Here is an 11,831-nt window from a genome sequence, read left to right on the forward strand (position 1 = left end):
ATGCAATTTATCGACCTTGCCGCCCAACAGGCGCGGATTAAAGACCAAATCGACGCAGGCATTCAAAAAGTGCTCGCCCACGGCCAATACATACTCGGCCCCGAAGTGGCCGAATTGGAAGAAAAACTGGCTGCCTTTTGCGGCGCGAAACACTGCATCAGCGTCGCCAACGGCACCGACGCGCTGCAAATCGCCCTGATGGCGCTGGGCATCGGCGCGGGAGACGAAGTCATCACCCCCGGCTTCACCTACATTGCCACCGCCGAAACCGTCGCCCTCTTGGGCGCAAAACCCGTTTACGTCGATGTTGACGAACAAACCTACAACCTCGACCCCGCCCTGCTCGAAGCCGCTGTCACAGAGCGCACCAAAGCGATTATTCCCGTGTCGCTCTACGGCCAATGTGCCGATTTCGACACGATTAACGCCATCGCCGCCAAACACAATCTGCCCGTTATCGAAGACGCGGCGCAAAGTTTCGGCGCAAGCTACAAAGGGCGCAAATCCTGCAAGCTCACCACCATCGCCTGCACCAGCTTTTTCCCCAGCAAACCGCTGGGCTGCTACGGCGACGGCGGCGCGGTGTTCACCAACGACGACAGCTTGGCCGTTGCCATACGCCAAACCGCCCGCCACGGCCAAGACCGCCGCTACCACCACATCCGCGTCGGCGTAAACAGCCGTCTGGACACGCTGCAAGCCGCCATCCTGCTGCCCAAGCTGGCCATACTCGAAGAAGAAATCCGCCTGCGCGGCCAAGTGGCGCAGACATACGCACACGAGTTGGCCAAAGCCGACATCGCCGCGCCCTTTATCGAAGCACACAATGTGAGCGCGTATGCCCAATACACCGTGCGCGTGAAAAACCGCGACGCGGTTCAGACGGCCTTGAAAGCCGCAGGCATCCCCACCGCCGTGCACTACCCGATTCCGCTCAACAAGCAGCCTGCCGTCGCCTCCGATGCCGTCCTGCCCGTGGGCGAGCGTATCGCCGAAGAAGTGATGAGCCTGCCGATGCACCCCTACATGACCGAAGCGCAGGTGCGGCAGGTCGTCGGCGCGCTGCATCGGGCCGTGAAACGGTAAACCCCGCAGGCATTAAGCGGCACGATTGAGGCCGTCTGAAACACCGTTTTACGAGCTTTCAGACGGCCTCAAACCGTTTTTGTGCAGGATGTGCACACAGCGGCGAACGCGGTTTTTTGGGTTTTGTCGGAAACCGTGCGGGCGCGCGAAAGGCCGTCTGAAAGTGGGGGGTCGGCTTTCAGACGGCCTCAAACCATTCTTATGCAGGATGTGCACACAGCGGCGCACGCGGTTTTTTGGGTTTTGTCGGAAGCCGTGCGGGCACGCGAAAGGCCGTCTGAAAGCGGGAATTCGGCTTTCAGACGGCCTTAATTGTTCTTGTGCAGAATGTGCCGCACAGCGGGCACGCGGTTTTGGGATTGTCGGCAACCGTGCGGGGGCGCGAAAGGCCGTCTGAAACCCCCCAATCCGTTTTCCAACTCCGTTGAAACCGCGCTTTCAGACGGCCTCCGCGTCCGTTTTCCCCTGCGGCGCGTCGGCAAAATCGGGCTGTTTCACCAACACCAGCGCCAGCAGCAGGGCGAGGGCGGCGAGGCTGCCGCCTGCGTAGCCGATGTTGTTCAGGCCGAACCATTGGGCGGCGTAGCGGCCGAACAGGGCGCCGCCGCCGATGCCGACGTTGAACAGCGACGAGTAAATGGAAGACGCGACGTCGGTAGCGTCGGCGGCAAAGTGCAGCACGCGCGAAATCATGGCGAGGCCCAGGGTGGTAATCACGATGCCCCAGAAGAAACACAGCGCCATCAGCAGCCAGCCGGGCGCGGACAGAGGCAGCAGCAGGAACATGGCGGCGGCGGTGGCGGCGGTGGCGGCGGCGAAGAAAACGCGGGCGTTGCGGCTGAAATGCCGTCCGAAAAGATACGATCCGGCAAAGCCCGCCGCGCCGTATACCAAGAGCAGCAGCGTGGCCTGCTGCGGGGCGAAACGGGCGCTTTGCAGGGCGAAGGGTTCGATGTAGCTGTATGCGGTGAAGTGGGCGGTAATCATCAGGATGGTGAAGGCGTAGAGCAGCATCAGGCTTTTGCGTTTGGCGAGCACGGGCAGGCTGTCGAGCGAGCCGGTGTTGGCGCTGGGCAGTTTGGGCAGGCTTTTCGCCAGCACGAGGGCGACGGGTACGGCGGCCAGGCCGATAAGCAGGAAGCTGAGCCGCCAGCCGTAGGCGTTGCCCGCCAGCCGCCCCAGCGGGATGCCGAGCACCATCGCCAGCACGGTGCCGGTACTCAAAATGCCGAGCGCCTGGTTGCCCTTGCCCTGCGGTGCGACGCGCACGGCCAGCGCGGCGGTAATCGACCAAAACAGGGCGTGGGTCAGGGCAACGGCAACGCGCGAGGCGAGCAGCACGGCGAAACTCTGTGCGAAATACGACAGCACATGGGCGGCGGAGAACACGGCAAACAGCACGAGCAGCAGGCCGCGCCGTTCGGTGTTGCGGGTGGTGAGCATCAGCGGCAGCGACATCAGGGCGACGACCCAGGCATAGACGGTAATCATGATGCCGGTGTCGGCGGGTTTCATGGCAAAACCCGCGCCGATGTCGCTGAGCAGGGCGACGGGGATGAATTCGGTGGTGTTGAAGATAAAGGCGGCGCAGGCAAGGGCGAAGACGCTGAGCCAGCGGGCGGATTCGCTGTTGGGCATGGGGGCTTTCGGGGTTGGATGTGTGGTGTGTTTTCAGACGGCCTTTTGGTTTTCAGACGGCCTGTTGTTTGCAGGCCGTCCTAACGTCAGGAAAACATATGGCGGTATCGTGCGAAAGGCCGTCTGAAAGCCTGTTTTCGCGCTTTCAGACGGCCTCTTGCCTCCGTAATCAGGCAAACGGGTGTTGCAGCAAAATAGTCTGCTCGCGGTCGGGGCCGGTGGAGATGATGGCGACGGGCGCGCCGCACACTTCTTCGATGCGTTTGAGATAGCGGCGGGCGTTTTCCGGCAGCGCGTCGTATTCGGTGATGCCGAAGGTGGATTCCGTCCAGCCGGGCAGGGTTTCGTATACGGGCGTGCATTTGGCGACGGCGTCGGCGCCGAAGGGCAGGATGTCGGTGCGTTTGCCTTCAAATTCGTAGCCGACGCAGATTTTGATTTCTTCGATACCGTCCATCACGTCGAGTTTGGTGATGCACATGCCGGTGATGCCGTTGATTTGGATGGAGCGTTTGAGGGCGGCGGCGTCGAACCAGCCGCAGCGGCGCGGACGGCCGGTGACCGAGCCGAACTCGTGGCCGCGTTCGGCCAGACCGGCGCCGATGTCGTCGAAGAGTTCGGTCGGGAAGGGACCCGAGCCGACGCGGGTGGTGTAGGCTTTGACGATGCCCAGCACATAGTCGAGCATATGCGGCGGCACGCCCGCACCGGGGGCGGCGGCGCCGGCGGAGCAGTTGGACGAGGTGACGAAGGGGTAAGTGCCGTAGTCGATGTCGAGCAGCGTGCCCTGCGCGCCTTCAAACAGCAAGTGTTCGCCGCGCGCGTTTTTTTCGTAGAGGGTGCGGGCAACGTCGTGAATCATCGGCAGGATGCGGTCTTTGAAGCCTTCGATTTTCGCCATGATGTCTTCGTAGGAGACGGGCGCGGCGCCGTGCAGGTGTTGCAGTTGGATGTTGTAAAGCTCGACGTTGGCGCGGACTTTTTCCGCCAGTTTGCCGCAGTCGAAAAGGTCGACGGCGCGCACGGCGCGGCGGGCGACTTTGTCTTCGTAGGCCGGGCCGATGCCGCGGCCGGTGGTGCCGATTTTCTGGTCGCCCTTCGAGGCTTCGCGCGCCTGGTCGAGGGCGATGTGGTAGGGCAGGATAAGGGTGGCGGTGGGAGCAATTTTCAGACGGCCTTCGACGTTTTTCACGCCGGCGGCGGTGAGTTCGTCGATTTCGCCCAGCAGGGCTTCAGGGGAAACGACGACGCCCGAGCCGATAAAGCAGTCGAGTTTTTCGTGCAGGATGCCGCTGGGTATCAGGCGCAGGATGGTTTTTTTGCCGCCGACGACGAGGGTGTGCCCGGCGTTGTGGCCACCCTGGAAGCGGACGACGCCGTTGCTCTGCTCGGCCAGCCAGTCTACGATTTTGCCTTTGCCTTCGTCGCCCCACTGCGAGCCGACGACTACTACGTTTTGTGCCATATTGTGTTTGCCTTAAATGAGGGGAAAACGGGAGGCCGTCTGAAAAAGGCGGCCGCTGGAAATGTGCTGCTTGCTTGGCTTTTTAGACGGCCTGATGCGCGAGGCTGCGTGCTTGGAGGCCGTCTGAAAACGCCGTATCGGGTCTGCCCTATTCCGTGACCGTCCACGCGCCGTTTTGCTTTTGCAGGCGGCGCGTGCTGCCGCTGCTGCTGTTGGAGGGCAGGCCGTAGTCGATAACGACGGTTTCGCCCGCCGCGCGCAACTGTGCGACGGCTTCGGCAGCTTCGGCCGCGTCGGCCAGGGCGACGGAAATAGCGGGACGGCGCTCGTTTTGCGGCAGGCGTCCGAGGAATTTGCGCAAATCGAAGCTGAAACCGGTGGCGGGGCGGGCGCGGCCGAAGTGGACGCCCAAGCCGTCGTAACGGCCGCCGCGCGCTACCGCATCATGGCCGCCGCTGCCGTAAGCGGCGTAGAGCAGGCCGCTGTGGTAGTTGTCGACGCGCAGCTCGGCCAAATCGATGTGGACGCGCTGCTGCGGGAAGGCGGTGCACACGGCTTCGAGTTCGTCGAGGGCACGGCTGACGGCGGAGAGTTCGGGCAGTTTCTGCCGCGCGGCGGCGAGGGTTTCGCGGCCGCCGTAGAGCGCGGGCAAGAGGGCGAGGGCTTTCTGCCACATACCGTCGAGCCGCCATTCTTTCAGACGGCCTTCAACAGCGGCGGCGTCTTTGTCCTGCATCAGCTCGAGCAGGGTTTCTGACTGCTGCGCGTCCAGCCCTGCGGCGGCGGAGAGGGCGCGGAAAACGCCGATGTGGCCGAGCGAGAGCAAGACGTCGCCGAAATCGGCGGTGTTCAGGCTGTCGAGCATCAGGCCGATGATTTCGATGTCGGCTTCGATGCCGCCGTAGCCGTAAAGCTCCGCGCCCACCTGCAAAGGTTCGCGGGTGTTTAAAAAACCTTCGGGACGGGCGTGCAGCACCGAGCCTGCGTAGCACAGACGGTTGATGCCTTGGTTGGACGAGAGGAGGTGGGCGTCGATGCGGGCGACCTGCGGCGTGATGTCGGCGCGGATGCCGAGCTGGCGGCCGCTGATTTGGTCGGTGACGCGGATGGTTTTGAGGGAGAGGCCGGAGTCGATATGGGTGAGCAGCGAGCGGCTGTATTCCATCAGCGGCGGATGCACGAGTTCGTAGCCGTGCGAGCGGAACAGGGCGAGGATTTTTTCTTTCGCGCTTTCAAGCTGCCGCGCCCCGGTGGGCAGGATGTCGGCGACGTATTCGGGAAGCTGCCAAGGCTGCATAGTGGTGGACGACGCATAAAAAAAGCGGCCGGAAGACCTGCGTCTGCGTTGTTTTTAAAGCCGCACTTTAACATAAAAAAACAGTTTGTGCAGTTTGCTTTTCCATCGTTAAGAGGGGCTGGCAAGAGCGAAGTTGAAGCCGTCCCCGCCTGCGCGGGGATGACGTTTCTGAAAGGCGGGAAACGGGTTTTCAGACGGCCTCGACCGCCCTGCCCCGTTGCCGCTTCGGCGGCACGATACGGGGCAAGCTGGGCCGCCCGCAGCATGCGGGTATCGCGAAAACGGTTGAGGCCGTCTGAAAACGCGGCTTCAACAAAGTTAAAACCCTTTTCAGACGGCCTGTTTTCTTTGGCTGACGGTCTGCTTAATACATTGAGATACTACATATACTCGTCAAACACACTGCGCCCGGCCTTACGTTCTGCCTCGCGTTTTTTCATTTCATTACGGAAACTGCGCCGAGCGTCCGCTTCCCATTTTTTGCTGCCGAAATATTCTTCGGACTGTTTTTTCTTGGCCTGCTTGCCGGGCTTTTTGTTCTGCGCCGCATTGTCGCGGACGCTTGTTTTGCGCGGGGGCGACTGCACAAACGCTTTAGTTTGCTGCGCCCTTTCGTTCAAATACCGGGAACGCTCCGCCCTGTTTCCCACCACTCCTGATTCACGGAAGAATGCCCCTTCCGTCTGGCTGATGCCCCTGCCGAATTCATAAACTTCTTCCGCTGCCACAACTGCCGACGCAGCCAGCAAAGCCGAAACAAGCGAAGCCGTAAGATTTTGTATTTTTTATCCGTAATCAATGTTGCAATGAAATTAAAAAAACCTTCCGAATAGACATAAACAAAAGGCAGCAAAATTATAAGGCACGCCGCACCGGCACGCCATTTCCTACCCTGCCGCCCTCTTCCGGCTCGGTTTGCCGTTTTCCTAACGAAAAGCGGCAGAAACAAGAAAAGGCCGTCTGAAAAACCTGTTCGGGCTTTTTCAGACGGCCTTTTTGCCATTCGGACAATCAGCGGGTCGGCAGCGGATAGGTGCCGTCCACCAAAATGCTGCTGTCCACTTCGGACAGGTTGCGGTGGCCGGTGAAGGCCATGGTGACGTCCATTTCGTTGTACATGATTTCGAGGGCGCGGCGCACACCGTCTTCGCCGTATGCACCCAAGCCGTAGAGGAAGGCGCGGCCGGTCATGAAGCCGCGCGCACCCATCGCCCAGGCTTTAAGCATGTCTTGGCCGCTGCGGATGCCGCTGTCGAGCCAGACTTCGGTTTGACTGCCGACGGCCTGCACGACATTTGGCAGGGCATGGATGGACGAGGGGGCACCGTCGAGCTGGCGGCCGCCGTGGTTGGACACGACGATGGCGTCCGCGCCGTGTTTGACGGCCAATTCGGCGTCTTCGGGTTCCATAATGCCTTTGATGATGAGTTTGCCGCCCCACAGGTCTTTGATGCGGGCAACGTCGTCCCACGACAGGCGCGGGTCGAACTGCTCGGATGTCCAAGAGGAGAGCGAAGACAAATCACCAACGTTTTTCGCGTGGCCAACGATGTTGCGGAAGGTGCGGCGTTCGGTGTGCAGCATGTTCCAGCACCATTCCCATTTGGTTGCCAGATTGATGCAGTTCATGATGGTGGGCTTGGGCGGCGCGGACAGGCCGTTTTTGATGTCTTTGTGGCGCTGGCCGAGCACCTGCAAATCGGCGGTGAGAATCAGGGCGGAGCATTTGGCATCCTGCGCACGCTTGATCAGGTTTTCCATAAATTCGCGGTCGCGCATCACATAAAGCTGGAACCAAAACGGCGCGGAGGTGTTTTCCGCCACGTCTTCAATCGAGCAGATGGACATAGTGGAAAGGGAAAACGGCACGCCGAATTTCTCGGCGGCACGCGCGGCATGGATTTCGCCGTCCGCCCATGCCATGCCGGTGAAACCGGTGGGGGCAATGGCCAGCGGCATTTTCACTTTCTGGCCGATCATCTCGCTTTCCAACGAGCGGCCTTCCATATTTACCAGCACTTTCTGGCGGAACTGGATGGGCTCGAAATCAGTGGTGTTGGCGCGGTAGGTCTGCTGCGTCCACGAACCGGAGTCGATGTAGTCGTAAAACATCTTCGGCATTTTGAATTTCGCCACGCAGCGCAAATCTTCGATGCAGGTCATTTTGCTTAAATCACGCATTGTTTTGTTCCTTTTCCTTCGTTATCTGCATTCCCGAAAACGGCAATTTGCCCGCATCGGCGGGCAATACCGGATTTTCAGACGGCCTTTTGCAGAAAGCCGCAAAACCGCGCACTCTATCGAAATAAATAATAGAACGCAAACGCATATCATTTAAAATTCAGCCAAGTCTTGACTATCATCAAACAAACCTCAAATACTTGACCGATTCACTCAACTATAGCACAATCGCGTCTACAAAACATAACATCACGAAACCGCCATGCGACTCACTACCAAAGGACGCTTCGCCGTTACCGCCATGCTCGATTTGGCGATGCACGCGCAAAACGGCGCGGTCAAACTGAACGACATCAGCGAGCGCCAAAACATCTCGCTTTCTTATTTGGAACAGCTTTTCGGCAAACTGCGCCGCGCCCGTCTGGTAGACAGCATACGCGGCCCCGGCGGCGGTTATGTGCTAGCGGCAGACGCGGGACAAATCAGCATCGCCCAAATCATCACTGCCGCCGAAGACAAGCTCGATGCCACGCAATGCAGCAGCAAAGCCAACTGCCACAACGGCGCGCCCTGTCTGACCCACGATTTGTGGGAAAACCTGAACCGCACCATCAACCAATATTTAAGCAGCGTCACCCTGCAAAGCGTGCTCAGCCAAAAAGACCACCACTCCGGCAAAGTCATCAACCTCACCCATATAAACTGAACCCGACACAAACATCAGGAAAGACCACACCATGACCGTCAAAACCCCCGTTTACCTCGATTACGCCGCCACCACTCCGGTTGACAAACGCGTTGCCGAAAAAATGATTCCCTATCTCACCGAAACTTTCGGCAACCCCGCTTCCAACAGCCACAGCTTCGGCTGGGTGGCCGAAGAAGCTGTTGACCAAGCCCGCGCCAACATCGCCGCACTGATTAACGCCGACCCGAAAGAAATCGTCTTCACCAGCGGCGCCACCGAGTCCAACAACCTCGCCATCAAAGGCGCGGCGCATTTTTACAAAAGCAAAGGCAAGCATTTAATTACCGTTAAAACCGAACACAAAGCCGTGCTCGATACTATGCGCGAACTCGAGCGTCAGGGCTACGACGTAACCTATCTTGATGTACAGGAAAACGGCTTGGTTGACCTCGAAGTATTGAAAGCCGCCATCCGCGACGACACCATTTTGATTTCCGTCATGTGGGTGAACAACGAAATCGGCGTGGTGCAAAACATTCCCGCCATCGGCGAAATCTGCCGCGCGCGCAAAATCATTTTCCACGTTGACGCCGCCCAAGCCTGCGGCAAAGTGCCGGTTGACGTAGAAGCCGCCAAAGTCGATCTGCTTTCCATGTCCGGCCACAAAGTGTACGGCCCCAAAGGCATCGGCGCATTGTATGTGCGCCGCAAACCGCGTGTGCGCCTTGAAGCGCAAATGCACGGCGGCGGCCATGAACGAGGCTTCCGCAGCGGTACATTGCCCACGCACCAAATCGTCGGCATGGGTGAAGCCTTCCGCATCGCCAAAGAAGAGCTGGAAAAAGATATGGCGCACTACCGCAAACTGCGCGACATCTTCCTCAAAGGCATCGAAGGCATTGAAGAAGTCTATATCAACGGCGACCTCGAACACCGCGCCCCGAATAACCTGAACGTCAGCTTCAACTTCGTCGAAGGCGAAAGCCTGATTATGGCGGTGAAAGAACTCGCCGTATCCAGCGGTTCCGCCTGTACTTCTGCCAGCCTTGAGCCAAGCTACGTCCTGCGCGCGCTCGGCCGCAACGACGAACTGGCGCACTCATCCCTGCGCATCACCTTCGGCCGCATGACCACTGAAGAAGAAGTGCAGTTTGCAGCAGAACTGATCAAGTCCAAAATCGGCAAACTGCGTGAACTGTCGCCGTTGTGGGAAATGTTCAAAGACGGGATTGATTTGAACTCGATTGAATGGGCGGCGCATTAAATTGGCTTGTAAATAGAGCAATGAAACGTGAACACAGGTGTTCACGTTTCGAAGCCATATAACTTATGAAATATATATGGAAAAAAATTTACGGTTTCAACGCAAAAATGCTTCTTCCAATGCATCCGTAGGTAGAGAATTTGAAGTCTGGGCTGAACAATATTTTGCTCAAGCAGAAGGATTAGATTTAACGAGAAACTTCAAATTAAGTATTGGTGCGGGAGAAGTAAAAAAAGAACATAATTTTGATTTGGGCTGTGATTACGATGCTAAAAAAATACTAGTTGAATGCAAATCACATACATGGACGGATAGTGGTAAGGTACCAAGTGCGAAACTGACTGTTTGGAATGAGGCAATGTTATATTTTTTGCTTGCTCCAAGTGAATATCGAAAAATAATGTTTGTGCAAAAAGATTTTAATTCCAAACTTAAAAAAACTTTAGCCCAGTATTATCTACAGCGGTATTCTCATCTTATCCCTGAAGATGTTGAACTTTGGGAATATGATGTAGTTAGTCATAAACCAACTAGATTGCGCTAAATACCCAATCTATATTTACATCTTAAAAGTAAAAATGCAGCAAATGTGGGGAAGCCCAACAAATCCGTTAAACCACCCGAAACGTTAGGTTTGGCAACTTAACCCGCATATTAAAAACAAAAAAGGTCGTCTGAAAACCCTAAAAGACCTTTTCAGACGACCCAAAAGCCACCACATTAAAATCAAGGATACAAAACCATGAACGAACAAGATTTAGATTTGGACAATCTCGACAATCTGCTTGAAGATTTTGACGGCGTTACTGTGGAAGGCGGCGTCGATTCGGAAAACGACGATGGCTGCGAAGGCGGCGCGTGCAAAATCTAAACTCCAGGCCGTCTGAAAACCAGTAAACAAACCACTTAAACCATCAAAAACATTAAGGAAACCACATCATGGCATACAGCGATAAAGTAATCGATCACTACGAAAACCCGCGCAACGTCGGCACATTCGACAAGGGCGACGATTCCGTCGGCACCGGTATGGTCGGCGCGCCGGCCTGCGGCGACGTAATGCGCCTGCAAATCAAAGTGAACGACGAGGGCATCATCGAAGATGCGAAATTTAAAACTTATGGCTGCGGTTCGGCCATCGCTTCGTCCAGCCTGATTACCGAGTGGGTCAAAGGCAAAAGCCTGGATGACGCGCTGGCAATCAAAAACAGCGAAATCGCCGAAGAACTGGAATTACCGCCGGTGAAAATCCACTGCTCGATTCTGGCCGAAGACGCGGTAAAAGCTGCTGTGGCCGACTACCGCAAGAAAAAAGAAGCGGTAACGGCCTAAGCCTTGGCCGACGACAGAGGCCGTCTGAAACCGAATTGGGAGCATTTATGCCTTTTACCGAAGCGCAAACCGCCTCGCTCTTGGCTGTGAAAGGCGTGGGCAAAACGGTATCGCAGCGTTTGCAGCAAATGGGTTTGGACGATGTGGAAAAACTCGCCGCCGCCGACCCCGCCGATATTTTGCAGCAGGGCGCGGCTTTAACCGGCTCGACCTGTTGGAAAAACAGCCCGCAGGCCAAAGCCGCCATCGCCGCCGCAGTCGCATGGGCTAAACAAACCGTTTCAGACGGCCTCTAAAACCCGAAAGGCCGTCTGAAAAACAAAGCAAAGGAAAAACATGATTACCATCACAGAAAACGCCGCCAAATACATCAACAGTTATCTGACCAAGCGCGGCAAAGGCTTGGGCGTGCGCTTGGGCGTAAAAACCAGCGGCTGCTCGGGCATGGCCTACAACCTCGAATTTGTCGACGAGCCGGCTGCCGAAGATTTGGTATTTGAAGAACACGGCGCCAAAGTGTTTATCGACCCCAAAAGCCTGGTTTATCTCGACGGCACGCAGGTGGATTACACTAAAGAAGGCTTGCAGGAAGGTTTCAAATTTGAAAACCCAAATGTCAAAGAATCATGCGGCTGCGGCGAGAGCTTCCACGTTTGAGACGCGCAAAAAAAAGACGGGACAGTTTTCAAAACCGTCCCGCCATTTTTTAGCAGACTGCCTGTGGTAGCTGCCTTTGCCTTTTTTCTTCCGCTCCGTTTTGTGGCGGAACAAATTGGATTTCACCAGGGCTTTGAGCGCGTTGTCGCGGATTTTGCCCTTGTTGTGCTGCACTTTCGCACTCATTTGATTTTCCTTTTGTTTTACGGACGGCGAATTATAT

Annotated in this window: 13 protein-coding genes and 1 pseudogene; 8 read left to right on the forward strand and 6 right to left on the reverse strand. The window is 57.0% G+C overall.

Annotated elements, in window-relative coordinates:
- Positions 1-1,086, forward strand: coding sequence for a DegT/DnrJ/EryC1/StrS family aminotransferase (locus tag ACLD9W_RS01785; protein ID WP_410840423.1), 1,086 nt, complete (start codon positions 1-3; stop codon positions 1,084-1,086).
- Positions 1,087-1,524: 438 nt separating this feature from the next.
- Here ACLD9W_RS01785 and ACLD9W_RS01790 read toward each other — a convergent pair whose 3' ends face one another.
- From ACLD9W_RS01790 to ACLD9W_RS01810, 5 genes are all read right to left on the reverse strand, one after another.
- Positions 1,525-2,724, reverse strand: a complete 1,200-nt coding sequence (locus ACLD9W_RS01790) for a sugar transporter (RefSeq protein ID WP_410840424.1) — start codon at positions 2,722-2,724, stop codon at positions 1,525-1,527.
- Positions 2,725-2,893: 169 nt separating this feature from the next.
- The gene (locus ACLD9W_RS01795; protein WP_410840425.1) at positions 2,894-4,189 is read right to left on the reverse strand and encodes an adenylosuccinate synthase; all 1,296 of its coding nucleotides are present in this window, start codon (positions 4,187-4,189) and stop codon (positions 2,894-2,896) included.
- A gap of 148 nt (positions 4,190-4,337) precedes the next feature.
- The gene (locus ACLD9W_RS01800; protein WP_410840426.1) at positions 4,338-5,486 is read right to left on the reverse strand and encodes an ATP phosphoribosyltransferase regulatory subunit; all 1,149 of its coding nucleotides are present in this window, start codon (positions 5,484-5,486) and stop codon (positions 4,338-4,340) included.
- A gap of 380 nt (positions 5,487-5,866) precedes the next feature.
- Positions 5,867-6,214 carry a hypothetical protein gene (locus tag ACLD9W_RS01805; RefSeq protein ID WP_410840427.1) on the reverse strand — a complete coding sequence of 116 codons (348 nt, stop codon included), beginning with the start codon at positions 6,212-6,214 and terminating at the stop codon, positions 5,867-5,869.
- A gap of 283 nt (positions 6,215-6,497) precedes the next feature.
- On the reverse strand, positions 6,498-7,667 hold the full coding sequence (locus ACLD9W_RS01810) for an L-lactate dehydrogenase (RefSeq protein WP_410840428.1): 1,170 nt from the start codon (positions 7,665-7,667) through the stop codon (positions 6,498-6,500).
- A gap of 262 nt (positions 7,668-7,929) precedes the next feature.
- Here ACLD9W_RS01810 and iscR point away from each other — a divergent pair, with 262 nt between their 5' ends.
- The 7 genes from iscR (at position 7,930) to iscA (ending at position 11,608) form a co-directional block, all read left to right on the forward strand.
- The gene (iscR, locus tag ACLD9W_RS01815; RefSeq protein WP_410840429.1) at positions 7,930-8,373 is read left to right on the forward strand and encodes a Fe-S cluster assembly transcriptional regulator IscR; all 444 of its coding nucleotides are present in this window, start codon (positions 7,930-7,932) and stop codon (positions 8,371-8,373) included.
- Between the two features lie 31 nt (positions 8,374-8,404).
- Complete coding sequence (locus ACLD9W_RS01820) at positions 8,405-9,619, forward strand: IscS subfamily cysteine desulfurase (protein ID WP_410840430.1); 1,215 nt, start codon at positions 8,405-8,407, stop codon at positions 9,617-9,619.
- Between the two features lie 76 nt (positions 9,620-9,695).
- Positions 9,696-10,163, forward strand: coding sequence for a hypothetical protein (locus ACLD9W_RS01825; RefSeq protein ID WP_070773466.1), 468 nt, complete (start codon positions 9,696-9,698; stop codon positions 10,161-10,163).
- A gap of 198 nt (positions 10,164-10,361) precedes the next feature.
- Positions 10,362-10,490: a hypothetical protein gene (locus ACLD9W_RS01830; protein WP_002234986.1), complete on the forward strand. Its 129-nt coding sequence runs from the start codon at positions 10,362-10,364 to the stop codon at positions 10,488-10,490.
- Between the two features lie 68 nt (positions 10,491-10,558).
- The gene (gene iscU / locus ACLD9W_RS01835; protein ID WP_410840431.1) at positions 10,559-10,951 is read left to right on the forward strand and encodes a Fe-S cluster assembly scaffold IscU; all 393 of its coding nucleotides are present in this window, start codon (positions 10,559-10,561) and stop codon (positions 10,949-10,951) included.
- Between the two features lie 47 nt (positions 10,952-10,998).
- Positions 10,999-11,247 carry a recombinase RecA gene (locus ACLD9W_RS01840; RefSeq protein ID WP_410840432.1) on the forward strand — a complete coding sequence of 83 codons (249 nt, stop codon included), beginning with the start codon at positions 10,999-11,001 and terminating at the stop codon, positions 11,245-11,247.
- A 40-nt stretch (positions 11,248-11,287) separates the two neighbouring features.
- Positions 11,288-11,608, forward strand: coding sequence for an iron-sulfur cluster assembly protein IscA (gene iscA / locus ACLD9W_RS01845; protein WP_410840433.1), 321 nt, complete (start codon positions 11,288-11,290; stop codon positions 11,606-11,608).
- Here the strand turns inward: iscA and arfA are convergent.
- Positions 11,568-11,794: pseudogene (gene arfA, locus ACLD9W_RS01850) on the reverse strand (alternative ribosome rescue factor ArfA). The gene iscA and the pseudogene arfA sit on opposite strands and share 41 nt — an antisense overlap.
- Positions 11,795-11,831: the final 37 nt, after the last annotated feature.

Source organism: Neisseria sp. WLZKY-1 (assembly GCF_046546535.1).
Taxonomy (GTDB): domain Bacteria; phylum Pseudomonadota; class Gammaproteobacteria; order Burkholderiales; family Neisseriaceae; genus Neisseria.

Bases quoted from the DNA above. Each gene is read 5' to 3' on its own strand.
- ACLD9W_RS01820 (WP_410840430.1), top strand. From the start codon at position 8,405: ATGACCGTCAAAACCCCCGTTTACCTCGATTACGCCGCCACCACTCCG.
- ACLD9W_RS01790 (WP_410840424.1), bottom strand. From the start codon at position 2,724: ATGCCCAACAGCGAATCCGCCCGCTGGCTCAGCGTCTTCGCCCTTGCC.
- ACLD9W_RS01795 (WP_410840425.1), bottom strand. From the start codon at position 4,189: ATGGCACAAAACGTAGTAGTCGTCGGCTCGCAGTGGGGCGACGAAGGC.
- iscA (WP_410840433.1), top strand. From the start codon at position 11,288: ATGATTACCATCACAGAAAACGCCGCCAAATACATCAACAGTTATCTG.
- ACLD9W_RS01825 (WP_070773466.1), top strand. From the start codon at position 9,696: ATGGAAAAAAATTTACGGTTTCAACGCAAAAATGCTTCTTCCAATGCA.
- iscU (WP_410840431.1), top strand. From the start codon at position 10,559: ATGGCATACAGCGATAAAGTAATCGATCACTACGAAAACCCGCGCAAC.
- ACLD9W_RS01810 (WP_410840428.1), bottom strand. From the start codon at position 7,667: ATGCGTGATTTAAGCAAAATGACCTGCATCGAAGATTTGCGCTGCGTG.
- iscR (WP_410840429.1), top strand. From the start codon at position 7,930: ATGCGACTCACTACCAAAGGACGCTTCGCCGTTACCGCCATGCTCGAT.
- ACLD9W_RS01830 (WP_002234986.1), top strand. From the start codon at position 10,362: ATGAACGAACAAGATTTAGATTTGGACAATCTCGACAATCTGCTTGAA.
- ACLD9W_RS01840 (WP_410840432.1), top strand. From the start codon at position 10,999: ATGCCTTTTACCGAAGCGCAAACCGCCTCGCTCTTGGCTGTGAAAGGC.
- ACLD9W_RS01800 (WP_410840426.1), bottom strand. From the start codon at position 5,486: ATGCAGCCTTGGCAGCTTCCCGAATACGTCGCCGACATCCTGCCCACC.
- ACLD9W_RS01785 (WP_410840423.1), top strand. From the start codon at position 1: ATGCAATTTATCGACCTTGCCGCCCAACAGGCGCGGATTAAAGACCAA.